The organism is Microbacterium sp. NPDC055357 (assembly GCF_053644835.1).
This window is the reverse complement of record NZ_JBSHLZ010000006.1, coordinates 1-24,328: the sequence shown is the minus strand read 5'-3', so window position 1 is coordinate 24,328 and position 24,328 is coordinate 1. Positions and strand designations below refer to the sequence as shown.

Sequence of the window (24,328 nt, the reverse complement as noted above, 5' to 3'; positions counted from 1 at the left end):
ACAGAGGGGGTAGGCCGATGCGGACAGAGGAATCTTCGCGCGCATTCGAGGTCGACGACATCGACCTCGCGATCCTCCGCGAGCTCGAACGCAACGGCCGGGTCTCGAACAGCGAACTCGCGGCACGCGTCGGCATCGCCGAATCGACCTGCCACAAGCGCGTGCGCCGGCTCGTGGCATCCCGTGCGATCCGCGGCGTGCACGCCGATGTCGACCCCGCCGCCGCGGGTCTCGACCTCGAGGCGCTCATCGGCATCCGGCTGCACGCGCACGCGCGCGGCGACCTGCGGCGGTTCCAGACCTACCTCGAGCGGCTGCCCGCGACGCGGCACGTCTACTTCGTCGCGGGCGACCTCGACTTCCTGCTGCACGTCGCCGTGCGCGACGCCGCGGCGATGCGCGAGCTCGTGAGCGACACCCTGAGCCTGCGCGAAGAGGTGGCCGCGACGAACACGAGCCTCATCTTCGATCACGCCGGCGGACGGCGTTGACCCCGGCGCCAAGCGCGCCCGTGCGCGATATGGTCGGCGGGAGCCCCTCGCCTGAAGGAGTCCACATGCTCGATGTCGCCGCCGTCCGAGAGCAGTTCCCCTCGCTCGCCTCGGGCATCGCCCACTTCGACGGGCCCGGCGGAACGCAGACCCCGGCCGTCGTCGGCGAAGCCGTCGCGCGCACGCTGACGGGGCCCCTGTCGAACCGGGGCACCGGGATCCTGAGCGAGCAGAACGCCGAGGACGCCGTGACCGCGTTCCGGCACGCGCTCGCCGACCTGCTCGGTGCCGCTCCTGAAGGCATCGTCTACGGGCGCAGCGCGACGCAGCTCACCTACGACTTCTCCCGCCACCTCGCCAAGGCGTGGGAGCCGGGCCACGAGATCGTCGTGACCGAGCTGGACCACGACTCCAACGTGCGGCCGTGGATACAGGCCGCCGCGCGAGCGGGGGTGACGGTGAGGTGGCTCGAGCTCGATCCCGCGACGGGCGACCTGCGCCTCGACGACCTCGACGAGGTCGTGAACCCGCTCACGCGCCTCGTCGCCGTCACGGGTGCCTCGAACCTGATCGGCACGAAGCCGCAGGTCGCGCGGATCGCGCAGCGCGCGCACGAGGTCGGCGCTCTCGTCTACGTCGACGGTGTGCACTACGCCGCGCACAGCCTCGTCGACGTGCAGGCGCTCGGAGCCGATCTCTTCGTCTGCTCGCCGTACAAGTTCTTCGGCCCGCACTGCGCCGCCCTCGCGGCATCCCCCGATCTGCTGGATCAGCTGAGCCCCGACAAGCTGCTGCCGTCGCCCGACACGGTGCCCGAGCGCTTCGAGTTCGGCACGCTGCCGTACGAACTCATGTCGGGCGCGACGGCGGCGGTCGACTTCATCGCCGGCCTGGCACCGGCGGGAGGGAGCCGGCGCGAGCGCCTCGTCGCGGCGGCGGACCTCACCCACGAGCACGAACTCCGGCTGCGCCATCGGATCGAAGACGCGCTCGCGGCGCACGGCGACCGCCTCGTCGTGCACTCGGTCGCCGAGGACCGCACACCGACGCTGTTCTTCACGTTCGCCGATCGGGATGCCGCCGCGGCCGGCCGGTTCCTGGCGGCGCGCGACATCGCGGCACCGGCCGGCACCTTCTATGCGCACGAGCCCTTCCGCGCGCTCGCGACGGGCACGGATGCGGGCGTGCGGGTCGGCTTGGCACCGTACAACGACGACGCCGAGATCGATCGGCTCATCGAGGCGCTCGACGACTTCCTGCGCTGATCGCACACGCGCTGCTCTGGAGGATCCGACGCGGACGCGCGAGGCTGAACTCATGGACCGGCTGACGCTCGACACGCTCCTGCCCCTGGAACATCGCGGATGGGATGCACTCTGCGCTTCTCGCGGAGGCACGTTCTACGGCGAGCTGATGACCGAGGATGCCGTCATGGTCCTGGTGAACGGGATGATCCTCGACCGCGCGACGGTGGCCGAGTCGTTGAACGAATCGCCGCCGTGGGCGGCCTACGTCCTCTCTGACGCGCGAGTCATTCCGACCGGCGTCGCATCAGCCGCCCTCGTCTATCGGGCACGCGCTGAGCGCGATGGCGAGTCGTTCACCGCCCTCATGACGAGCCACTACTGCGTCATCGACGACGAGGTCAGGCTGGCGCTGTACCAGCAGACGACGATCACGCACGATGACCCGTCGCCGTCGACACCGTGAATCCGGTCCGCGTCATCGTGGCTAGCGTGGGAGCGTGACTTCGACGCCGCGCTACCCGAGCACGATCGCGACGCCGATCGAGCACGAGCTCATCGTCAAGAAGTCGCGCTTCCTCGCTCATGCCTTTCCTGTCCCCTCGCCCGGGGATGCCGAAGAGCTCATCGCCGCGACGCGCAAGCGGTATTGGGACGCGAACCACAACTGCCTCGCGCTCGTCACGGGGCTCTCCGGCGAGCACGCGCGTTCCTCGGACGATGGGGAGCCGTCGGGGACTGCCGGCGCACCGATGCTCGATGTTCTGCGCAGACGCGACCTCACCGATGTCCTGGTGATCGTCACCCGCTATTTCGGCGGCGTGAAGCTCGGCGCGGGCGGACTCGTGCGCGCGTATTCCTCGGCGACCTCGGAGGCACTCGATCGAGTTCGGCTGGTGCGGCGCGAGGTCTTGACTCAGGCGACGCTCGCCGTCGGTCATGCGGACGCGGGCCGCATCGACCATCTGCTTCGCGAATGGGCGTCACGACATCGTGCGAGTCTCGGCGAATCGAACTACGCCGATCAGACGACGTTCGAGGTGTGGCTGGCGCCGCACCTCGTCGGCACCTTCACGGCCGATATCGCCGCCGCGACGGGCGGTGCACTCGTCCCGGTCTATGGGGCGCAGCGCATCGTCGACGTGGCGGCGTGAAGGGAACGGAGCCGGGTCGGCTAGCATCCGGGAATGACGAATCCGACCCCCATCGACGATGTCCCGATCGGCGGTGAGTCGATCCGCCTGGGGCAGTTCCTGAAGTTCGCCGGGCTCCTCGACTCCGGCGGAGATGTGAAAGAGGCCATCATCGACGGCTACGTGATGGTGAACGACGAGGTCGACCGCCGCCGCGGACGGCAGCTGCAGCTCGGCGACATCGTCAGCTTCGGAGGCCGCAGGGTCCGCGTCTGTCCGTGAGGATGCCGGGGATGATCATTCCCGCGTGTCGTCGGGGGTCAGCGCTTCGTCCCGTATCCGGTCATGCAAAAAGCCCCGGAACAAGCCGGGGCCTTCATTGCGTAGCGGGAGAGAGATTCGAACTCTCGACCTCACGATTATGAGGAACCTACGGGCAGAGCGGTTCGCGGAGGTTGACGGCAACTGTCCCGGAAAATCGCGGTTTCGCAACAACTTCGGCGCTTGTTGAGGGCCACTGGGAGCGCCGATAACGACTCAGGTGTGGGCAAAATGTGGGCACGCTTTCAAGTCCTCGGAAGGGGCCTCGTCGACGTGCGCGCGACGGAGGGATTTGAACTCCACCGATCGAACGGTGATGGGTGGTGGTTCAGGTAGATTTCCGCGGAATCACGCGGGTTCGAGAGCACGACGACGCATCCTCAACCTTCGCGCGCAGTCGTGGTTCTCGACGACGCACTCGAGATCACCACGGAACTCCCACACGGGCCTGGACACAGCAGCTCACTTCCAGGCTGACCCTACCGGGCAAACGTGATCAGATGTCGCCTACTCGTGCAGCAGTCCCTAGATCCCGTCGAGGGGGCATGCTTGCCATTCCTGCATATCGCCGATGACCTTGTCGGTCACCGCCGACACCAAGTCCCGCTACACCTCGCTGCCATAAAGGTCGGAGAGATGCTTGGCGATATCGCCGGTGGTCATGCCGCTCTCCTACCACGAGATCACCGCGTCATCGAACCCGGCGATCCGGCGCTGATGCTTCGGCAGCACCACCGGGCTGAACGTCCCAGCCCAATCCCGCGGCACCTGGATGGTGACCTCGTCGATCTCGGTCCGCACCATTTTCGGCGTCGACCCGTTCCGCGAGTTCGGCGCCTGCTTCCCCGCACGGGTGGTGTTCGGTTTCGGTGGGGACCAGCAGATGTAGTGCGAGGGCGTTGCGCCGTGACCCCTATCAATCGCAAGAATCGGCTTTTGACCAACAGCGCTGCGCGAATCGAATGCGGACCTGTTGCGGTTCCTGCACCGGCGGATCGGGCGCGGGCGGATGATGCCGCCGGCCTCTTCGGTGAGACGCTACTGGTCGCGTGGCGGCGGGTCGAGGATCTGCCGGAAGATGCGTCCGAGGCCCGGATTTGGCTATGCGGTATGGCACAGGGGCGCTGCTGAATCACTCGCGGGGTCAGCGCCGGATCATGCTAGATCTCTCCGAGAGCCAGCCCGAGCTGCAGGTAAAGTTCGGTGACGATCGCGCTATTCACTCGGTACGCGGGGATATCTCCCCGTTTACGGATCCCCTTCGAGGGGTTGGCTAGCAGCACACCGGCGCTTTCGAATTCCGCGAGGTAGCTGCTGACCGTTGCCACAGTGATGCCGAGGCCGTCAGCGATGCGTTGTCTGGTGCTGTTGGGATTCGCGCGCAAGAACCGAATGATTCCGACCTTGGCTTCATTGCCGAGCAGCGACAGTGGCAGCACCGCAGTGTCGTCGTCTGTCGGGCGCGCGATCTTTGGCATGCACGCATTCTCGCAGGCCCGGCGCGAACACACGCGACGGGGTTTAGAATTTAACTAGACACTCATCTACTGGCGAGTTAAACTCTTCACCCATGGAGCATCGGAGCGTCACCTCGGCAACACCTGTCGACCGGACGCTCCGCGTGTCCCCCGAACGACCTACAGACAGCCTCCGCCACGCGCGAGTATCGTTCGAGCACCAAGCGAGCCGGGCCCCAATTGCCGCTCGCTCTTCGCTCGCGCACGCCGTTCGGAACGGTTCGATCGATCCTTTTCGAGCAGGTCGTTTCGTGTCTATGATGCACGGACGGCGAGGCATGTTCGTTGTCGGACTGGGTTTGCTCGTCGTCCTGAGTGTTCAGGAGGGGCAGCGATGATGGCATCCCAGCGATCGAGTCGGCGCGGCCTGGTGTGGGCTGTGGTGGGCGGCGGCGTCCTGCTGGTCGGCATCGTTGCGATCATCGTCGCGTCCTTGCTGTCTCGCCAGACCCCTGGACCGGCCCCGTCCCCCGATACGACGCCTGGCACATCACAGCCGTCCACCTCTTCGAGTTCGCCGCCCGATGTCGACGCCGTCGTGGATGCGAGCGTGGCGGAGTTCGGCTGGGTTCCCGAACCCATCACGTCAGACCCGAACGTGTACATCAGGGCAGCTCTCGCAGCCGCGTCGACCTTTGACACGACGAAAGCTGAACGCCCTGACTGGCTCTCCCACCTGGATTCTTGGTTCACCCCGGACACCCGTTATGCCACGGACGCCGACCGGCAGATCGAGCTTGACGCAGCCCGGCTGGAACTTCGCCAAGGTGTTGTCTTACCCGAGCAGGAGTGGGATCTCCTCGCGGCCAGCGATGGACGTGTGAAGGCCGATCCCGTCGGCGACATCGTGTTCGTCGACGTGTCGGACGACGATTCCGGGGATATGTCGATCGGGACGATGGATGTCCTGTTGACGTATACGCAGGACGATGGGACCGGCACGGAGGTTGAGTTCGAGGAGACCGTGCGGGTGAGTGTGCAGGTTCTCTGCGGTCCCGCCTCGGTTCCGACACCCAATACCGATCAACGGGCAGGGGACTGCAAGGTCGTCCGGTATTTCACGGAGCCGTTGGAGCCCTGACATGGGAGCCCCGGTCGCCGCGATCGCAGCCCTCGCCAAGACGAGGACTGGACAGCGAATCGCGATCGGAACGCTCATCCTCCTCCTGCTGGTGAGCGCGTTCTTCGCGACCCCGTGGATCGCGATCCCGTTCGCCCTCGCCGGGCAATCGATCGCGACCACTCCCCCACGGCCCGGTGGCGGCCCCGCCGTCGCCGGCGACTGGGCCTACCCCCTCGCCGGTTCCTACACGAAGGGCCGCGGGTACGGGCATAACCCGGTCCGCGGGTGCAGCTACTGCTCCGTGAACCATCAGGGGTATGACATGGCCCAAGGATGCGGGTCCACGATCTACGCCGCCGGCCCCGGAACCGTGATCACCGCCGGGGTCTACTTCGGGTACGGGAACACCGTCCGCATCGACCACGGCGACTCCCTCATCACCCTTTACGGCCACATGACCACCGGCTCCCTCCGCGTCACGACCGGACAATCCGTGACGGCGGGGACTGCGGTGGGTGCGGAGGGCAATACGGGGAAGTCGTTCGGCTGCCACTTGCATTTCGAGGTCACTCATCAGGGTCGTTCGATCGATCCGCAACCGTTCATGGCCGCGCGCGGTCTTCCCCTCGTCTAGTCCTAGCGAAGGAGCAAACCCATGTCCCTCTCCCACTCCTGGCCGTTGGGTGTTGATGTTCCCGATATCCAGCCCGATTTCAGCGCCCCCTTCTTCGGCGGCCTCCAAGTCCTCGTCTCCTACCTCCTCGCGGCGGCGCTGATTGTGGTGCTGGCAATGTTGATCATCGCCGGTGCCGCGTTGGCGTTCCGCGGGCTGGCATCTGACCGGGTGCGGACATGGGCGGGCGAGAACATCCTGTGGATCTTCATCGCCGCCGCCGTCCTGGGAGCCGCATCCGGCCTGTTCCAGTGGTTCGTGAACTTCGACTTCGGATTCTGATGCGCACCCCCGCCGCCCTCCTCGCCGGAACAGCCCTCGGACTGTTCCTCGCGCTCGGCGCGGCACTCCCCGCCACCGCTTCAGCAACCACGGCTTCGGCGAAAGTGGTCGCGGCGGCAAACCCCATCGAAGGCGAACCCTGGTCCGCTCCGGCTCAGCCCGTCACCTGCACCAACACGAGCGGGCAGATCTCCTGCACCCCCACGGATCCCGCGTCGGTCACGGCACTGCACTGCTTTGCGGGAGTTCTCGCGGCTGGTACGCGCAGCACCGTATGCACGACCTATTCCGGTCACGTCGAAGCGCTCCGCAACGACGGCGGGAAGCCGCTTCTTGTGGAATACGGCTGCAGTCTCGGCGACGTGGTCTGTGTGACGTTCGAGAACGCGGGCCGGGGGATGGCGCTGTCGGCGACGACGATGATGTTCGCTGTTGCCGACAACATGCGGTTCGACACCTCGTCACTGTTGTGGTCAGCGGCGGTTGAGGAATGGTCGTTCTGGCAGTGGGCGATCCTCGTGATCCTCATGGGGGCGATGGTGTGGGCGATCGCTGCCGCGATCGTCTCCGGCGACCGTGAGCAACTCGTCGGGGCGCTCGTGCGCACATTCATCGCGATCCCCGCCGTACCCCTGACCTTGTGGGTGACCGGGCACCTGTTGAACGCGATCGATGACCTGACCTGGTACATCCTCAACCGTGAAGGCCCCGGCAGTCTGTTCGCGACCCTGCAGGGGGTGATGTGGGCGGGCGGGCAGGCGAACTACTTCTTCGCATTCGTGATCCACGGGCTGCTAATGATCGGGATGCTGCTACTGATGCTCGTGTTCACCTTCCGCAACATCGTCCTGGCCGCCCTGATCGCCGTCGGCCCGATCGCCTGGATGGTGTTCCCCATCCGCGGCATCGGTCCCCAATGGGTGGTCCGATACGCATCCGCAGTCATTGTGCTTCTCCTCACGGGCCCGTTGACGATCGGGTTCGTCACGTTGATCATCAACGGGCTATCGACGGTGAAGACGATCTGGGACCCGCAGTCCTGGCCCCTCCTGTTCGGGCTCGTGCTCGTCGCGTTCGCCCCGTTCGCGATCTTCGGCCTCTTCTCCTTCGTCGGCGCAGCCGCCGCCGACGGCATCGGCTCGAGCGCCGCTTCTCACGCCGGGAGGATCACCACCAGCGGCGCCCGCACCGCCGTCAGCATCCCGACCCGGCTGGGTGCGTCGCCTGCCAGCACCCTCGGTTCCCGCGGCTCCGTCGCCCTCCCCACCAGCACCCGTGCCGGCACCGGCGGCCCCGTGAAAGGCCCCGGCGCCCCGAGCTCCCGCCCCGCGACATCCCGGACGGCCGGCCGCGGCTCCCCCGCTGCGGCGTCATCACCGACGACAACGTCCACCCCGCCGCCGGGCGCGAAGCCGACACCGCAGGCGTCGACCCCGTCGCCGCAGAACGGTGCGGGAGTTCCACGGCCGGCGGTGTCACCGAATGGAAGGACGTCGTGATGAGTGCGGCGATGGATCAGTCACGTCCGGTGCGGTTGCCGCGCCGATCCCGCCAGGGGGTGGTGATGGGCATGGACGGGTGGCAGCTGGCCTTTGTCGCCGCCGCCGCCCTTATCCTCCTCATCGGCATCAACCGGTTCGGCCCACCCGGACTCCTCTACGCCGCCCCCCTCTACCTCGCGTTCGGGATCACCGCGCTGACGAGCATTCACGGGATCTCCACACCCCGGATGGCGGGCCTGTGGGTGATGAAGCAGGTCCGGCAGGCGGCCGGGGCAACGACACAGTCGTTCCGCCCCGAGCGTGTGCAGCTTTCGGGGACGTTGAATATGCCGGGGGTGCGGGCGTCGATCCAGTTGTGGGAGGTGGAGGGGATGGCGTGCGTGTACAACCCGCACGACCGGACCGTGTCCGTCACCGCCGAACTGGAGGTGCAGGGGTTTTTGATGCACGACACCCCGGAACGGTTCGACCTCGCCCAACAGTGGTCCACCGTCCTCGCCTCGTTCACGCAACGCCCCGGGGTGAAACGCGTCACCCTGCAAGAACGCACCCTTCCCACCACGATCCGTCCCGCCCGTGACCATTACGACACGGTGCGGCTGCGCCGAAACCTGGACCAGGGGTCAGTGGTGGCGGTGAATTACCGGGAGGTGATGGACGGGTCGGAGCGGTTCGCAGTCTCGCACCGCAACTACCTCACCTTCACCCTGGACCTGGTCGCCCTCGGCGCCCAACTGAAATCCCTCGGCGGCGGCAAAACCGCCATCACCTCGCTTGCCTACATTGAAGCCGGAAACCTCGCTGACGCCCTGCACGCCGCCCGCGTCCGCGTCCGCAAATGGCTCACACCGCGGGATGTCGCAGCACTGGGACGGGTGGCGTTTGATCCGGAGTTCGCCGGCACAGTGCAAAACCGGGACGAGGCGCAGTCGGGGGTGGACCCGGTGGCAATCGGGCCAATGTTCCTAGATGAACCGAAGGGGAACAACGGGATCGTGGTCACCGATTCCGGAGTGCACTGCACGATGTGGATTCATGAGTGGCCCCGCTCGGACGCCCCCGTCGGGTTCGTGTCCCCGATCGTATTCGCCCGCCACCCGCACACCGGCGACGCGGTCACCCACATCCTCTCCCTCGTCCTCACCCCCGTCCCCGTCTCCAAAGCACTCCGCCGCATCCGGGATGAGAAGAAAGTGTGGCGGGGAAACGAGAAGCTGCGTGCGAAGCGCGGCGCGGACGGGTCGGCTGCGGACCTTGCCGACTGGGAAGCACTCGGCAAGCAGGAGCAGGAGATCGTCGCAGGTCACGGTGAGTACCGGTACGGGGCATACCTCACCGTCACCGCTCCCACGGAGGAGGAGTTGGATCAGGCGATCGCGGGGATGCGCAACGCGTTGTCGCGGGCGGGGATGGAAGCGCAGATCCTGTACTGCCAGCAAGCCGAAGCGCTCATGGTCAACGCGCTGCCTATCGGACTGGGCATGAAATGACTCGCCGCACCGTCACCTTCACTCCCGGCAACCTCACCCGCCGTGAACGTAAAACCCTGCGCCGCGAACTCGCCGCGCTCAGCAGGGAAGAGCAACCACCCCGGTCGACGCGTCGGGATCGGTCGCTGCCGGACCCGGCCGTTCGGGGTCCGTTCGGGCCGGGGTTGATCGAGGGCGGGTACTGGAATCTCGCTTCCCCGGCGTTGCCGCCGCATCAGGCAACGTCGCAGCATCTGGCGGGGATCTACCCGTTCGTCGCCGACGCCGGCCTCGGCCACCGCGGTCCCATCGTCGGGGTCGACCTCAACGCGGACGCCCTCTGGCATTTCTCCCCCTGGGAGGCCTACACCGATACCTCCGATCGGGGCACGTTTTCGACCAACATCCTCGCGCTCGGTGCGTACCGGTCCGGGAAATCCGCCACCATCAAGACCCTCACCACGAGGTCGATCGCGTTCGGCCACCAAGTCGTCGTCCCCTCTGATCCGAAAGGGGAGTGGGTGACCGTCGCCGAAGCCATCCCCGGAGGGAAGGTGATCCGCCTCGGCGGTGGCACCGGTGCCCGCCTGAACCCGCTGGATCGGGGGCCCAGGCGGACGGGTGCGTCGGATGAGCAGCACGAGCAGATGGTCACCCAGCGGCGCATCGGCACCCTCATCGCCCTGGTCGAGATGACCCTCGCAGGCCGGCTCACCGCTGTCGAGCATGCTGCCATCCACGACGCCCTCGCCCGTTGCGTCACCACCACGGGCGATCGCCCGACGCTGCGGGGTGTGTATGAGGAGCTCGGTCGGCCGCCGGTGGGGACGGAGTCGGAGCGGCGGGTGGCTGAGGGTGCGGTGCAGCCGAGGTTCGTGCTGCGCCGGTTCGTCGACGGGGACCTCTCCGGCCTGTTCGAAGACGAATCCACCGTCGAGTTCGATCAGGACGCACCCATCGTTGTCACCGACACCAGCGAGCTGTTCGCCCGGGGGGAGCTTGCCGCGCAGTTGACGCAGGTGTGCTCCACCGCGTGGATCCAGGCCGTCATCTCCGACCGGTCCGCCCGCCGCACCCGGTACGTGGTGCGGGAAGAAGGGTGGCGGGATATGACGTCATTGGCGTCGCTGCAGATGTTCCAACAGTGGCTGAAACTGTCCCGGCATTACGGGATCAGCAACATTGTCATCCTGCACAAGATCGGCGACCTCGACGCGGTCGGGGATGCGGACTCCACCGAACGGGCCCTGGCGTATTCGATCATCGGGGACATCGAGAACAAGTTCATCTTCCGCGTCAACCACCAAGAACAAACCGCGCTCCGCAACCGACTGAACCTCCCCGCCCCACACGTGGAGATGGCCAGGGAACTGCAGAAGGGCGAGTTCATCGCCTACATCGGCCAATACTCCTACCTCGTCAACTGCTTCCCCACCAGCACCCCGTGGGAATACAACCTGTTCAGCACCGACGACGCCGTCACCCCCGCCGACCGCGACGACCCGCACCTGCACTTGCTGGACCCGGACGAACTTGAACACCTCTGGCCCGCCACACCCGCCGCGGATGGGTGGGGTCGGGATGTGGAGGGCTGGTTGGCCCCGGTATCGAAGGAGCTGTCATGAGAGTCCGTGCCTATGCGACCGTCACCGGGCCCGCCGCAACCTACACCGGCCCCGACGGGCACACCGAACCCATCACCACCACCGCCGATGAAGACATCCGCCACGCCGTCGTCCGCCGCGCCGCCGACGAAGCCCGCCGCACCGGCACCCCCATCGAACTCGTCACCCGCGGTGACCGCGGCGACCACCACCTCGTCGTCCACACCGACGGAACCCTCGCACCCCTCCCCCACGACGCGCACGCGATCGACGAGGCCCCCGACACGGCGCCCGCGTCAGCCCTCACGGAGGAGGAACTCGTGGCGGAGGAGCTCGAACTGTTTGGGAAGGAGGTGAGGGAAACGGCTCCGCACCCGGAGGACACCTCCACGGCCGCGCCCGCCACGGACGATCCCCTCACGGATGAGTCCGTCTCGGACGCGGCCCCGGTTGCGGAGCCACCCACACCCCGCCAAACCTTCCTCACCACCCCCGCAGACCCTGATCACGGCGGGTCGGGATGGCACCGGTTCTGGGCCCGGCTCGGATTGACCCGCGGCGGGTCACACGCGCAGAAGGCCCGGGCCCGGGCAGTGCGGGCAGTGTCGTCGCAGTGGGCGGGGTGCCGAACCATCGCGGTGGTGAACGGAAAGGGCGGGGTGGGCAAGACGATGACCACCGCGATGCTCGCCGCGGTCCTCGCCCGGCACGGGGGCGGGAATGTGCTCGCCTGGGACAACAACGACACCCGCGGGACGCTGGGCTGGCGCACCGAACCTGGTCGGTACGACACCACCATCCGCGACCTCCTCCGCCACGCCCCGGGTTTGTTGGATCGGGCGGCGGCGGTGTCGGAGATCGCGCAGTTCGTGCACCATCAGCCCGACGACCGGTACGACGTGCTCCGCTCCAACCCCGAACTCCTCGCCACCGACCAACGCCTCACCACGTCCGAGTTCGATCTGCTGATGCAGGTCGCTGCCCGGTACTACCGGGTGGTGGTGTTCGATTCCGGCAACGACGAGTCCGCGGATCGGTGGCTTCGGATGATCGATTCGTCCTACCAGGTCGTCATCCCCACCCTCGCCTCCCCCGAGTCCGCCGAGTCCGCCGCGCTTCTCCTGGACGCGCTCCGCACCCGGGATGCGCACTCGCGTGTTCTCGCCGACAACGCCGTGGTCATCGTCACCCAGCAGGAGGCCGCGCACCCGAAAGACCTGGTCCGCATCGTCGACGGGTTCGCCGGCCTTGTCCGCGCCGTGGAGATTATCCCGTTTGACCCGGCCCTGAAATCCGGGCCGCTGCGGTGGGGCACGCTCCGCACCCGCACCCAAGACGCCTGGCTTCGCGCCACCGCCACCACCGTCATCACCCTCTGACCACGGTGACACGACGATGAGTGACGGGCTGCTTGTGAAGATCCTCGCCGGCGCAGCGGCCGCAGGGATCGTCCTCACCCTGGCCACCGCGTTCCTCGCTGAAGTAATCACCCAGGCCCTGTGCGGTGCCCGCCCGACCCCGACGGGCCTGTTCTCCGGCATTGGGCTTGCCCTGACCGGGGACCCCACCACTTATACGGCTCCGGCGGGGTGTGAGTTGCCGGTGTGGCAGATCCGGGTCGCCGACCTCACCGCCCTGCTCCTCATCATCGCCCTGGCGGTCGTGGTCATCACGGCGGTGCGCCGCTACCAGCACTCGGACCGGGCGTTCGTCTCGGATTTGCGCACCCGGCCGGGGTTCGCGGCCGGGTCGGAGATCCGCCAGCACCTCTCCGCGAAAGCCGTGCTCCGCAGGGCATCCCAGCTGCGGCCAGGGGCGGGGCGGGCGGTGCCCGCGGATGTCGGGTGGCGGGTCGGACGGTCGCGGGGGATGGACGTGTACGTGTCCATCGAAGACTCCGTCGCTCTGGAAGGCCCACCCCGCTCCGGAAAGGGATACCGGGTTCTGATCTCCGCGATCCTCGACTGGACCGGGCCGCTCATCACGACCTCGACTACGAACGACAACCTCACCGCCACCATGCGGCCCCGCCAGGCCCGCGGGGACGTGCACGTGTTCGACCCGCAAGGCCTCTCCGGCATCCGCCACCCCCTCCGGGTGTCCCCCATCACCGGGTGCGAAGACCCGCTGGTGGCGATGCAACGTGGCGCCGCGATCATCACCGGCACCGCCCTCGGATCCTCGTCCACGAACCAGGAATGGGCGCAAGCCTCCGGTGTCGTCCTCGGCCGCCTCCTTCACGCCGCCGCTGTCGGCGGCAGAACAATCGCCGACATCTACGACTGGGGATCCTCCTCTGCCCTTGCCCGCGGGGCGGTGGACATTCTCCGCGGTGATGGGGCACCGGGGTGGGGAGACAGCCTGGAGGCGACGATCAGTGGGGATGAGAAGCTCGTCTCCTCCATCTGGTTCGGTGTCCAAGGCGCCGTCGCCCCGCTCGCCGTCCCGCAGATCCGCGACTCCCTCATGCCCCGCTCCGGCGACCCGATCTTCCGCCCGGGCGAGTTCCTCACCGCCCCCAACACCCTCTACCTCATCGGGTCCTCCTCCGGTGCCGCCGCGATGGGCGGATGGTTATCGGCGCTGATGGATGACGTCGTGGAGGTCGCCCGCACCACCGCGCTCGCCTCCCCCGGGTCGCGGTTGCCGTTGCCGTTGGGGTTGATTCTGGATGAGATCGCCAACATGTTCCGGTGGGGAAACCTGCCCCGCACCATGGCCGACGGTGGTGGGCGCGGCATCTGCACCTTCGTCGTGTTGCAGGCCCTCTCCCAAGCAGAAACGTCCTGGTCCAAAGCAGAAGCGGACACCATCTGGGCTGCCGCCACCGCGAAAGTCCTCCTCGGCGGCGCATCGCACGTCGATCACCTGCGCGATGTCGAAGCGCTTCTCGGCACGAGAGACACCCGCCGCACACAGAGGTCGTGGACGACGAGGGAGAGCGGGCACTCCACCAGCGAACACAACGAACGCCTCCCCCTCATGTCGGTCGATGAGATCCGCCGCATGCCCCAAAACCTCGGCCTCCTCGCCTACCGGAACCGCCGCGGCGTACTCCTGGACCTCACCGGATGGGACGAACGCGCCGACGCCCGCACCATCCGCACCGGCAAAGCCGACACCGAACGCGAACAACAAGCCGTCTTCCACACCCACACCACCCCGACGACTCCCTCAGCCGAGAACAAGGCTTCTCCTGAGGAGCCGGCGGCTGAGGTCGAGGCGGTTGAGGTGGTGAGGGACGAATGAGCAATCGCCGCAAGCCCCGCGACGCCGGGTACCAACGCGATTACCTCCGCTCGAGGGCGTGGTTCGCCCGCCGGGACCGCTGGTTCACCGACCGGCTCCGCAGCACAGGGGAGCTCGCGTGCGCGGCGTGCGGGGGTGTCGCGTCGAAGCGTGAGCTCGAGCTGCACCACGTCGACTACGCCGGCGTCACCATCCACAACGGCAGGTGGGTTGCCGCGGAGCGGGACGAGGATCTGGTGGCGTTGCATCGGGGATGCCACGAACTGCTGCACCGGCTCATCGACCGCGACCCCGTCCTGTCCCGCCACCGCACCCGCCGCGACGCCACCGCCCTCGCCCTCACCGCCCTGCGATCCAAGCTCCAGCGCTACGGGGAGGGGGTGGTGTCGTGAAGGGGTACAACCCGGACGTCGACTACGACGGGATGCTCGCCGACGACCTCGCCCTCGACGCCCGACAGCGTGGCGGGACGTCTGCTGCGATCGCGGCGCACGTGGTGAATTGGCGCACCCTCACCGATGAGGGAGCCCCGGTGGAGTGGGCGGCGCTTCGGGCGTGGGTGGAGTGGTTCACCGTCCGCTACCACGTCCCGCACAGCGTCATCCCGAACTGCTGGTGGCAACACGGGGCGCTCGTGGAAGAACTCTCCGCCCTGCACACCGCACACACCGTCTCCTTCGACAGTTCCGACACCGGGTACGGACCGGTTGGATTCCACGAACACCTCACCCTCGCCCACCCCCGCCTCACCCGCGCGTACGGCGGCGGGTGCAACAACGGCCACCAAGCCACCCGCCCCCGCTCCTGGACGAACGTCACCGACGAGAAGGAATGGGCTGCGTGGACCACCACCGGCCACGCCCACCGAGACACCGACACCGGTGCCTCACAACGGAAGGAAGAAGGATGACAACCAGAATCCCGGTCACCATCGAGGGAAACCTCACCGGCGACCCCGAACACGGCGCCAGCGACACCGGCAACGAATACGCGCGGTTCACCGTCGCCGTCAACGACCGACGCCTCAACGACACCACCGGACTGTGGGAAGACGCCGGCACCGTCTTTCACCGCATCGTCGTGTTCAACAAACAGTCCCGCAACGTCGCTGACTCGCTCCGCAAAGGCGACGCGGTCCTCGTCGCCGGGGACCTACGGTTCGGGACCTACGTCGACAAGGAAACTGGGCAGACCCGGGAGACCCGCGACATCGTCGCGGACAACGTCGGCGCGTCCCTGAAATTCCAGGGCGTCACCGTTCAGCGCAGCCCAAAAGCTGACGGCCCCGCCGCATACACGACGGGGCCGACCAGCACGCCGGTGAATCAGACCGGCGCCACACTTGCACGCTGACCCAACAACAGGAGCGGGCGAGAGTCACTGTACTCCCGCCCGCTCCGCATGTGTACGCCTCCTGCGCGAAGTCCCCGCCAGCGGTCGACCGCACCTCGAGGTACGCACATGTCGCTGTACGGCGCCCTGATCCCGCGTGGATGCGAGGTGCGCCTCGCCGCGACGCCCCTCTTGACCGGCCTCGGTTGAGGGTGGAAGATGCGGTCCAAGAATTCGGCGATCAGCTGAATCACTGGGGGCATCACATGACCGATAACTCTGCAGGCCCAAGTCTCGGCGAACGCATGACCCGAAACGGCGTGGAGTACGTCTTCCAAAACGGCATCTGGGTGCCCGTGGGTGATTTGCCAGGCTTTCCCCCGGACAACGCCCCGCACCGCAGAGTAGATGGTGACGAGCTCGGCGACTGGGCATGAGCACACTCGAAGGCAAGCCCAGTGTGGAGGTGCCCCCGGACCGCTGGCGGGAGGCGATCACAACATCTCGTGAGGCCGCGAAGTGGGGTGCGGGGGCGATCGGCGCCGTCGGCGTGGCCATCTTCGGCGGGATACCTGCGCTCAAAGGGCTGAACTTCGAGTGGGGCAACCTCGAAGACAACTCGCAAATGTGGTTTGCTCTCGCGTCGGCGCTGGTCGGAATAGGCGGGGTGACCCTCACCATCGTTCTCCTGATCCGCGCAACGCTGCCAATGTACACATCGTTGTCGCGCATCAGCCAGCAAACCCGGCGAGACCTGCGCAGAGCTGCCGTGGGCGAGTTCCTCCCCGCGGCATACCCGACCGTGGAACTACTCCAGCAGGAGATCGCTAGACGAGAGGAGGCCGTCGCGTTCACTGAGCAGCAGGCGCGCGACGCGGTCGGATCGAATAAGACAGCAGCCACCAAGGTTCACCAGGATGCTGTGGTCTTTCTTGAGCAACTGCGGGCGTGGGCCACGCGGCTTCTGAACTACGACGGGTTCAACCAAACGCAACGGCGATTGGTCGGGCCTGTCATGGTCATCGCGATCTCCGCAACCGCGCTCGGCGCCACCTGTTTCATGTTCGCGACCAGCAATCCTGCTGATAGCGCGGAGGACACGGTGCCGCCTCCCGAGGTTGGCCAGGTTGCCTACCTCACACCGCTCGACGCTGCCGCATGGGCGGAGATCACCAGCGTCGCACGCGTCGATGGGTGTCAGGACGATCAGGGGCGCTACCTCGTTCTGGTTACCGGCCACGCCGACGACCTGTACACCGTCCAGACATTGCCTCGCGCTGCCGGTATCTGCCAAGCATGGACGTTTGATGTTCGCGCGGAGGTGGCCAGTGTGAACGTGCTCGCCGAGCCACGCAAGGCCACCATCAGGTTCACGCCCGCACCGTCGCCCGCAGAACGCTAGATCGGCGGCGGTCCCGCGTGTACCTTCGACCGCGGCTTCGGCGTAAATTGTCTCTGTGGACGCCGCGCTCATGCTCTCGTTAGTGGTTCATGTCGCGTCCGCTGCGAATGCAATCGATGACGCTTTCGACAAAGTGCCGCGGCCATGGCCCGTAACGGCAGGGTCGTTCGTTGATTCGGCGCTGGAGCACGCTCATCATGCGCTCGATGACGCCATCTTCGCGGCGTTGGAATCTGGCGTCACTATCGAGCAGATCGAAACTGCCATCGGTCACGCCGTCGTCAAGCCGGAGTGGTTCGACGACCAATAGCCGCCAGCGGTCGCTCGAGAGGTGCCCACCGGGAGAGGCCCGGCCAGTGGGAGCTTCTCTCCTTCTCAGGCGGATGCGAGGGTCACCGCATTCGACCAGACCCAGCAGCGGTACCCGTTGCCTGCGACGGTGAACTGGACGCCGCACGCAACGTCGTTCCAGACAACGACAACGCCGTCCACCTGGACCGCGTGCGGACCGAACCGCACCCACGCGCGACACGCGCGAGGCTTCGGGTCTCGCGTGACCGGCAATCGATCTTCTTGACGTTCGTCGGCAGTGAGGGACTGCAGGGGGTGTTGTTCCGCGACGCGCTGCAGGATTCGGTCGTTCATCTGCGCGTCGACCCTGTCCGCATACCGATGATTCGTTCCCACCGAACCTGCCCTCCCTTCACGAACGACGACACTACCGAGTGTCGCACTTGTGTTCTAATCTTGGGGACCATGGAAACGCAGAAAATCGAACACGATCTGACGTTGTGGATGGCGAACGATATCCCTGAGCGGATGTTCTATGCCGGTCGGCGCTGGCGCGTCACGGATGTCCCGACCCGCCTGCGGAAGAGCGTATGGACGATGGACGTTCCGACGCACGGTCTGTACGGGTGGCGGTTCCAGGCGACAGCCGAGAACGGGGACACATTCGTATTCGACGTCTTCCGCACCGAGCACGACTGGCACGTCCACCGTCAGTACTCCTGACCTCCCGCACCCACGTCACCGCGACAGGCCATGGCTTTCGCTCGGCGCGGCGGGCGTATGAAGTGGCGCGCTGACGGCGACCGTCGCATACGCTGGCTCACGCGCGTGCAGCGGGGCCATCTCCTGGGCGATGCGGTCGCGTTGAACACGGCGCGCATGCAGCCGCTCAGCGAGTCGCGCCCGACGAGTCCCCACCGCCAGCGGCGCCGAAGGCCCGCGGGCGTGTCCGGCGGCGTCGGCCGAGGCCGCGCGAGCATCGAGATGCTGCAGCCCGCGGGTGGCCTCAGCGATCCATCGGTCGAGGCTGGCGAGGTGATTCAGCCCGTCGTTCTCAGATGAGTGGTCCGGCGCGTGCGGAGACGCGCCGGGCCCTTGCGGAGGGTGGGCTGCACGGTGCAGTTCACTGTGCGCAGCGCGGCGGGATTCATCGATTGTCACCTCGGGTGTGCCGCGGAGCATGGTCGAAGCCAGAGCGTCGAGTGCGGCGTCGCGGTGGTGGCTGATGAGGATGGCTTCGTTGACATAGCGGCCGCGGGTCATCCCGACGTAGAGGCCGGCGGCGTTCACGCCGGGTCCGACGATGGATACGTCGGCGGTCTCACCTTGAATGCCGTGCACGGTCGACGCGTACGCAAGGTGCACATGCTCGGCGGCGTAGGCGCGATCGACGGTGCGGGTCATACCTGAGTGGTGAACGCTGACGAGTTCGAGGTTGTCGCTGGTGATGCGGCTGATTCTCCACAGGGCCCGGTTTTCGACATCGGTGCGATGGTCGTTACGGCGGGTTTGCACGACGTCGCCTTCCAGCAAGCGCTGCTCGCCCTGCCCGACGGCGAGCCGCCGGGCAGAGAGGTCCCCGTCTGTGACGCGGCGTTCCTGGATCGCTTCATTGACCGCCGCGGCTTCGTCGTTGGTTCCCGTCACCAACGCCACCCGCTGCTTCTTGGCGCTGTGGCGGAAGTAGGCGTCCACCATCGCCTCACGGGCGGTCGCCTCATCGGGCGCCAGCCGCACATGACCTCCCCCGTGCAGGGCACATGCAATGTCGAGCGCGTCGTCGGCGGAAGTGGGGCGCCGCATACGAAGAGTAAGGGCGGCGTAGTCCTGGTCGTGGAAGCGGTGCACAGCACTCAGCTCGACGGTCGCGGTGGCGCAGCGGGTGGCGATGGCCATCGCGCCGGCGTGACCGACAGGGGTCGCTTGGAGGTCGTCGCCAACCATCACGATCCCAGCCCCCGCGGAGGCTACGACGTCGGCGAGGGCGTTCGCGGTCTGCAGGTCGACCATCCCCGCTTCGTCCACAACGATCCGATCCCCCGCCCGCAACAGGTAACGCCGGGGCCCCTCATAGATGACGCCGGGCCGTGCGGGGTCGGGGTCACCTCGTTCTAATCGGGTCCAGGATTGTGCGCCGGCAGGGTCGGTGCCCCATCGCCAACCGTGGTCGGCGAGGAGGGCGTGCAGGCTCGACGCGGTCGCCCCGATCTCGGTCCCGGCGACCGTCGCAGCCTTCTTCGTCGGCGCGACCACCACCATCCGCCGCCCCTGATCCATCAGCGCGGCCATCGCCACCCGCAGCATCGTCGTCTTCCCCGTCCCCGCAGGTCCGGTGATCGTTACCAGCCGGTCCGTCCCAGCGATCTCCCCCGCCGCCTCGGCTTGCTCCGCGTTCAGTGACACGGCGTCGGGGAGGACCGTGTCCGCGATACGAGCGATTTCCTGGTGCGTGCAGCGGGTGCCCGAGCGGGTGATTCGCTCGAGGCGAGCGGCGAGGTCAACCTTGAGTACTGCGGTCGCGGTGGCCATCAGCGCTTTGACGTGATCAGGCGCAGCGGCGCCGTCGAGGAGATCGATCGTGTGGGTGAGAGCAAGGTCCACGATCCGGTCAGCGACCGGGTCCAGCTCGTCCCGGTCCGCGATGACACCGGATGCGGCGAGGGCACGGAGGGCGCCGGCTCGAACGTCCAGGAGGCTGAACCGGCCGCCCGTGGCCGTGGAGCGGTCGTCGGCTTCCACGATCGCCGTCGCTGCGAGCAGTTCCAGGTTGAGTTCCTTGATCCGCGTCGCCCGCATCCGGACAGGCGGGCGGGGGATCAGGATGCGGCGGTCGATCGCGGTGAGTTCGTCCCGGATGAGGCGTTCCCATTCGGCTTCGTCGATGTCGTGTGGTTTCTGCGGGCGACCCATCGCCCACGCAAGGCGATCCACCTGCTGGATGACATCCACGCTCGGGTTCTCACCCGGGTGCTCCTCCCGCCACTGGGACAGCAGCATGGCCCGGTTTGCTTCGATCTGTGTCGACCTGCGCGAGAGTGGACGAACCGCATGCGACAACTCGGCGATCTCCCCAGCACCATCGAGGGTGAACCCGTGGCGGGCGAGAGCAGCAAGCCATGTCGGGTCTGTGCGGGCGGCGAGTTCTCCCTCTGCGTTGATCAGCGTGTGCAGCTTCATCGCCACCCGGGAGTCGACGTTCGACCATTGCCCATCCCGACCCTGGACCTTCACATTCAGCCACAAGTGCCGGTGGATGTGCGGGTCCAGCGCACGGGAACGGCGGTGCTGCAGCTCGACTACTTCCACGCGCGCGAGATCCTCACGGATCCGGCCGCCGGCACCGCGACGCGCGTTCAATTCCCGCTGCCAGGTCAGAATGATCCGATCACGCAGCCGATCCTGGAGCGCTTCGAACTCCACCGCGAGATCCGCATCCAACACAGCGGCGACGCTGAACGACTTCGGTGCGTTGATCGTCCCATCCAGCAGCAGATCCGCGGACGGCAGCTGCAGATCACGACCCCGCCGCTCCCCCAACACTGGATCACACCCGTCCACCCACCGCCGCAACGCCGACTCGTCCAGCAGGTCCATCGAGATGGCACCGTCCTCGACGACGAACCGCGAGACCCCGACGGCGCCGGCATCACCATACGCGGTGAGCGCGTCGGCGCCCGTTGTGGCTCGCAGGTGGGAATCGCAGGTGCCCTTCAGCGCGTAAGAGATCGCCTGCCGAACCCCGTGAGATTCGACACCCCTCTTCCACCGCTCGAGGCCGCCGCGCACACCGTCAGACTACGCGCTTATGCTGATCACGTCACGGGTTACACAGAAAGTGCCTGCGTGCATCACTTTCTTCTATCGCCTGATTGGTTCGGCAAGAGGGTGATCGCCAGCGCGCGGATAGCGGAGGGCGAGCGAGCATTCTGTCGAGCGGGTCTCGCGAGCATCCTCGGCGAATTCACGAATCTCAGCTGTCAGCGCTGTTCTAGAACTGGGGCGCCGCCTTGGGCCTCCACCTGGCCTTCACATCCCATCGCTGCTGCTCGGTGAACGACCGTGAGCGAGCGTGATTCTGTGCTGTCCGCGACGTCGCGTTCACCCGCCTGATGATCGTCAACACGAGCTTGCTAACGTCGTCGGTGAAATGAACCCAGCCGACGCGAGACGCCACTCTGACGGGCATGCCGTTCGCCTGTCCGCGGCGCTGGTCGCCGTCGCCGCTTCTCTCGCCGCACTCCCCCTCGGCCTGCAGGCGATCAACCTGCTGCGCGATCAATTACATATCCATTGCTCATGGGTCGGAGCGGAAGCCGCAGGCGACGGTACATGGGCGTGCAGCGACGGCATCGGCTACCTCGGCTTCGGCCTCTTCCTCGCCGCGATGTGGCTCGCGACCGCGATCGGCGGCCCGATCATCGCGGTTCTCGTTCGGGACGGCAGGGACGCACGGGGGTTCCTCCTAGGCCTCGCGACTGTCTCCGCGGCGTGGATACTCGGAGGCACATTCCTGGGTGCTGCCACACTCGTCGGCGACGAGCACGCGCCTGCCGAGGGACTGGAATCTTGGGTCACAGCGGTTGGCCCGTCAGCAATCCCGACCTTCGCGGCAGTCGCCGCAGCCATAGCTGCGCTCATCATCAGAGGCGCAACAGCGCGCGTGCTTCTGATCGCGGGAGCTCTCCTGCTCGGTTACTCGACCGCACTCGAGCCTGGTGTCGGTATCAATCTACTCCCCGCCGCCGGACTACTCACAGCGGCTGCGATACGTTCACCGATCCGCGCTCCCCGCATCACAGATCGCGCCCTATCCACCTGACCCGCGTCTGCACGGGTCGCACCGACGTGATCGGGTGCGCGATCAGCAACCGCCGATCGACGCTACTTCCGGAAGCCTCGCGCTGTTGCCGCGGTGACCACGACGAAGACCGCCATCGATGCATGTCAGAGCCCGAGGCTCGTATCGATTCCGATGAGAGTCGAGCTCAACGGTCTCACTCTGAGGTCCGCCGCGTCGCAAGTTCCTCTAGAAGGGGGCTCATTCGGTGGGGGATGACTTCGGTCGTCGCGATTGAGGTGTTGCTTCGTTGTACTCCGGGTGCGAGTTGTATTTCTTGGGTGATGCGGTGCAGGTCGATGGTGTCGCGTGCGACGACTCGGAGCATCAGGTCGCCGTCTCCGGTTGTGGTGTGGGCTTCGATGACTTCGGGGATTGCGGTGATGGTCGCGTATACCGCGGCGATGGTCTGCTGGGAGACGGAGAGGGTGACGAACGCGAGGAGTGGGAGTCGCAGGCTTGACGGTGTGACGGAGGTGCTGGGCGGTCTGAGTGCTTCGTGTTCGCGGAGCCGTTTGAGTCGGGCGTGGATGGTGTTTCGCGAGAGCCCGAGACGGTGTCCGAGCTCGATGAGGGAGGCATCTTGGGCGCTGTCTCTTGTGAGGAGGATGCGGGCGTCGGTGGCATCGAGAGTGTACATATGATCCATCCTAAGCCGCACCCGCGCCGATTTTCTGAGCATGTGCATAGCTAGAAGGTGGAAGCTTGTGCAGTTGCAGGGGCTTCACCTATCGTCTGCGGGCATGGATATGACACAGCTTGTCGAATTGCCTCGTCTTGATTTGCGGGGGTTCACGTCGCCTGTCCAGTTCCTGCCGCGGCTCAGTGAGGAGCTTGGCGTCGAGGTGTGGGCTAAGCGTGATGATGTGGGTTCGGTGGGCTTGGCCGGGAACAAGGTGCGCAAGCTCGAGATGGAACTCGCTCAAGCGAAGCTTCTCGATGCGACGCACATCGTCACGGAGGGCTCCCGTCACTCCAACGCGACGAGAGCGGCAGCGGCAGCGGCCGCGGCGATCGGGATGAAGTGCACGCTCGTGCTCTGCCACGACGAGCCTAAGGAGCCGGTGGGAAACCTGCTGCTCGACGCCCTGTTCGGGGCTGACCTTCGTCTTGTGGGCGATGTGTCGTGGGTGGAGCTCGCTCGCCTCACCGAGGATGTCGTCAGCGAACTGGAAGCTGCCGGCGAGCGTGTCTACCGACTCCCCATCGGTTCGGCCACCGGCCGGGGCGCCACCAGCTTCGCCCGCGCGTACCTCGAAGCGGATGAGCAGATGAAGGCCCAGGGCACGCAGTTCAAGACGATCGTTCACGCGAGCTCCGCGGGCAGCACGCATGCGGGACTGACCGTGGGCCGGGCGATCAGCGGGTCCGATACTCGCATCATCGGCGTCATCGTCGCAGGTGAGGTTTACGACGATGTACCGGGAATCTACCTCCGTCTGGCGAACGAGGCCGCCTCCCTGATCGCCCCGTCCGTCCGCATCGACGCGTCCGACCTTGAGATGACCGAGGCCTATTTGGGTGAGGGATATGGTATGCCCGCTCCCGGTGTCCCGGAGGCCATTGACCTGATGGCACGACTGGAAGGGATCGTCGTAGACCCCGTCTACACGGGCAAGGCGGTCGCAGCGATCATCGACATGGCCCGCAGCGGAACGGTCGAAGGGCCCTTGCTCTTCTGGCACACCGGTGGCTACCACGCGATCTTCGACCCCACCTACACGCAGCGGATCTGGTCCGCCATCCCGCGGCTACACGAGATCCAGCTCTGACCCACCGAGCTAGGGCAGACCGTTAGTACCGGAAACCAACGCTCGGGGAGAGAGGTGACGTCCCCTGGAGTGGTGGAGGATTCGGCAGGGTTGTCTTCGTCGTAGACGTTGGTGAGCCATCGTGCGAGGGTCAGTGAGAACCGATC

The 24,328-nt window shown here is 66.6% G+C and carries 25 protein-coding genes and 1 pseudogene; 22 read left to right on the top strand and 4 right to left on the bottom strand.

Features of this window, described 5'->3' with window-relative positions; genetic code table 11:
• The first annotated feature begins 17 nt into the window (after positions 1-17).
• The 5 genes from ACWICD_RS09505 (at position 18) to ACWICD_RS09485 (ending at position 3,150) form a co-directional block, all read left to right on the top strand.
• Positions 18-491 carry an Lrp/AsnC family transcriptional regulator gene (locus tag ACWICD_RS09505; RefSeq protein ID WP_376125189.1) on the top strand — a complete coding sequence of 158 codons (474 nt, stop codon included), beginning with the start codon at positions 18-20 and terminating at the stop codon, positions 489-491.
• 65 nt (positions 492-556) lie between these two features.
• Positions 557-1,756 carry a cysteine desulfurase-like protein gene (locus ACWICD_RS09500; protein ID WP_454140022.1) on the top strand — a complete coding sequence of 400 codons (1,200 nt, stop codon included), beginning with the start codon at positions 557-559 and terminating at the stop codon, positions 1,754-1,756.
• Positions 1,757-1,808: 52 nt separating this feature from the next.
• On the top strand, positions 1,809-2,201 hold the full coding sequence (locus ACWICD_RS09495) for a nuclear transport factor 2 family protein (protein ID WP_454140021.1): 393 nt from the start codon (positions 1,809-1,811) through the stop codon (positions 2,199-2,201).
• A gap of 34 nt (positions 2,202-2,235) precedes the next feature.
• On the top strand, positions 2,236-2,889 hold the full coding sequence (locus tag ACWICD_RS09490; RefSeq protein ID WP_454140020.1) for an IMPACT family protein: 654 nt from the start codon (positions 2,236-2,238) through the stop codon (positions 2,887-2,889).
• A gap of 33 nt (positions 2,890-2,922) precedes the next feature.
• On the top strand, positions 2,923-3,150 hold the full coding sequence (locus ACWICD_RS09485; protein WP_376125179.1) for an RNA-binding S4 domain-containing protein: 228 nt from the start codon (positions 2,923-2,925) through the stop codon (positions 3,148-3,150).
• Positions 3,151-3,717: 567 nt separating this feature from the next.
• Here ACWICD_RS09485 and ACWICD_RS09480 read toward each other — a convergent pair.
• Together ACWICD_RS09480 and ACWICD_RS09475 are read right to left on the bottom strand one after the other, a co-directional pair.
• Positions 3,718-4,035: pseudogene (locus ACWICD_RS09480) on the bottom strand (transposase); the annotation flags it as partial.
• 314 nt (positions 4,036-4,349) lie between these two features.
• Positions 4,350-4,667 carry a winged helix-turn-helix transcriptional regulator gene (locus ACWICD_RS09475; protein ID WP_376125176.1) on the bottom strand — a complete coding sequence of 106 codons (318 nt, stop codon included), beginning with the start codon at positions 4,665-4,667 and terminating at the stop codon, positions 4,350-4,352.
• A 373-nt stretch (positions 4,668-5,040) separates the two neighbouring features.
• On the opposite strand from ACWICD_RS09475, the gene ACWICD_RS09470 reads away from it, so the two are divergent.
• The 15 genes from ACWICD_RS09470 to ACWICD_RS09400 all read left to right on the top strand — a co-directional run bounded on the left by ACWICD_RS09470 (position 5,041) and on the right by ACWICD_RS09400 (position 18,296).
• Positions 5,041-5,787 carry a hypothetical protein gene (locus ACWICD_RS09470; RefSeq protein WP_376125174.1) on the top strand — a complete coding sequence of 249 codons (747 nt, stop codon included), beginning with the start codon at positions 5,041-5,043 and terminating at the stop codon, positions 5,785-5,787.
• Between the two features lies 1 nt (position 5,788).
• Positions 5,789-6,403 carry a M23 family metallopeptidase gene (locus ACWICD_RS09465; RefSeq protein ID WP_376125172.1) on the top strand — a complete coding sequence of 205 codons (615 nt, stop codon included), beginning with the start codon at positions 5,789-5,791 and terminating at the stop codon, positions 6,401-6,403.
• A 21-nt stretch (positions 6,404-6,424) separates the two neighbouring features.
• On the top strand, positions 6,425-6,724 hold the full coding sequence (locus ACWICD_RS09460) for a hypothetical protein (RefSeq protein WP_376125169.1): 300 nt from the start codon (positions 6,425-6,427) through the stop codon (positions 6,722-6,724).
• A complete protein-coding gene (locus ACWICD_RS09455) occupies positions 6,724-8,223 on the top strand; it encodes an LTA synthase family protein (RefSeq protein WP_376125166.1) in 1,500 nt (499 codons plus the stop codon). Before ACWICD_RS09460 ends, ACWICD_RS09455 begins: the two co-directional genes overlap by 1 nt.
• On the top strand, positions 8,223-9,716 hold the full coding sequence (locus ACWICD_RS09450) for an SCO6880 family protein (protein WP_454140019.1): 1,494 nt from the start codon (positions 8,223-8,225) through the stop codon (positions 9,714-9,716). The genes ACWICD_RS09455 and ACWICD_RS09450 overlap by 1 nt, the downstream gene beginning before the upstream one ends.
• Positions 9,713-11,320 (top strand): hypothetical protein, encoded by a 1,608-nt coding sequence (locus ACWICD_RS09445; protein ID WP_454140018.1) that lies wholly within the window; start codon positions 9,713-9,715, stop codon positions 11,318-11,320. Before ACWICD_RS09450 ends, ACWICD_RS09445 begins: the two co-directional genes overlap by 4 nt.
• Entirely contained in the window at positions 11,317-12,678 is a 1,362-nt protein-coding gene (locus tag ACWICD_RS09440; RefSeq protein ID WP_454140017.1) for a ParA family protein, read from the top strand. The genes ACWICD_RS09445 and ACWICD_RS09440 overlap by 4 nt, the downstream gene beginning before the upstream one ends.
• Before the next feature lie 16 nt (positions 12,679-12,694).
• Entirely contained in the window at positions 12,695-14,548 is a 1,854-nt protein-coding gene (locus ACWICD_RS09435; RefSeq protein ID WP_376125155.1) for a type IV secretory system conjugative DNA transfer family protein, read from the top strand.
• Positions 14,545-14,940, top strand: coding sequence for a hypothetical protein (locus ACWICD_RS09430; RefSeq protein ID WP_454140016.1), 396 nt, complete (start codon positions 14,545-14,547; stop codon positions 14,938-14,940). Before ACWICD_RS09435 ends, ACWICD_RS09430 begins: the two co-directional genes overlap by 4 nt.
• Positions 14,937-15,458: a hypothetical protein gene (locus ACWICD_RS09425; protein WP_376125149.1), complete on the top strand. Its 522-nt coding sequence runs from the start codon at positions 14,937-14,939 to the stop codon at positions 15,456-15,458. Before ACWICD_RS09430 ends, ACWICD_RS09425 begins: the two co-directional genes overlap by 4 nt.
• A complete protein-coding gene (locus tag ACWICD_RS09420) occupies positions 15,455-15,901 on the top strand; it encodes a single-stranded DNA-binding protein (RefSeq protein WP_376125147.1) in 447 nt (148 codons plus the stop codon). Before ACWICD_RS09425 ends, ACWICD_RS09420 begins: the two co-directional genes overlap by 4 nt.
• A 245-nt stretch (positions 15,902-16,146) precedes the next feature.
• Complete coding sequence (locus tag ACWICD_RS09415; protein WP_454140015.1) at positions 16,147-16,317, top strand: hypothetical protein; 171 nt, start codon at positions 16,147-16,149, stop codon at positions 16,315-16,317.
• On the top strand, positions 16,314-17,282 hold the full coding sequence (locus ACWICD_RS09410; RefSeq protein WP_376125144.1) for a hypothetical protein: 969 nt from the start codon (positions 16,314-16,316) through the stop codon (positions 17,280-17,282). The genes ACWICD_RS09415 and ACWICD_RS09410 overlap by 4 nt, the downstream gene beginning before the upstream one ends.
• Before the next feature lie 55 nt (positions 17,283-17,337).
• The gene (locus tag ACWICD_RS09405) at positions 17,338-17,592 is read left to right on the top strand and encodes a hypothetical protein (protein WP_376125142.1); all 255 of its coding nucleotides are present in this window, start codon (positions 17,338-17,340) and stop codon (positions 17,590-17,592) included.
• A 446-nt stretch (positions 17,593-18,038) separates the two neighbouring features.
• The gene (locus ACWICD_RS09400) at positions 18,039-18,296 is read left to right on the top strand and encodes a hypothetical protein (RefSeq protein WP_376125139.1); all 258 of its coding nucleotides are present in this window, start codon (positions 18,039-18,041) and stop codon (positions 18,294-18,296) included.
• Between the two features lie 15 nt (positions 18,297-18,311).
• On the opposite strand, the gene ACWICD_RS09395 is transcribed toward ACWICD_RS09400, so the two are convergent.
• Entirely contained in the window at positions 18,312-21,359 is a 3,048-nt protein-coding gene (locus ACWICD_RS09395) for an AAA family ATPase (RefSeq protein ID WP_454140014.1), read from the bottom strand.
• Between the two features lie 361 nt (positions 21,360-21,720).
• On the opposite strand from ACWICD_RS09395, the gene ACWICD_RS09390 reads away from it, so the two are divergent.
• A complete protein-coding gene (locus ACWICD_RS09390) occupies positions 21,721-22,392 on the top strand; it encodes a hypothetical protein (protein ID WP_454140013.1) in 672 nt (223 codons plus the stop codon).
• Positions 22,393-22,567: 175 nt separating this feature from the next.
• On the opposite strand, the gene ACWICD_RS09385 is transcribed toward ACWICD_RS09390, so the two are convergent.
• A complete protein-coding gene (locus ACWICD_RS09385; RefSeq protein WP_454140012.1) occupies positions 22,568-23,050 on the bottom strand; it encodes an Lrp/AsnC family transcriptional regulator in 483 nt (160 codons plus the stop codon).
• Positions 23,051-23,153: 103 nt separating this feature from the next.
• Between ACWICD_RS09385 and ACWICD_RS09380 the strand changes: the two genes are divergently transcribed.
• The gene (locus tag ACWICD_RS09380; RefSeq protein WP_454140011.1) at positions 23,154-24,182 is read left to right on the top strand and encodes a 1-aminocyclopropane-1-carboxylate deaminase/D-cysteine desulfhydrase; all 1,029 of its coding nucleotides are present in this window, start codon (positions 23,154-23,156) and stop codon (positions 24,180-24,182) included.
• Positions 24,183-24,328 lie beyond the last annotated feature (146 nt).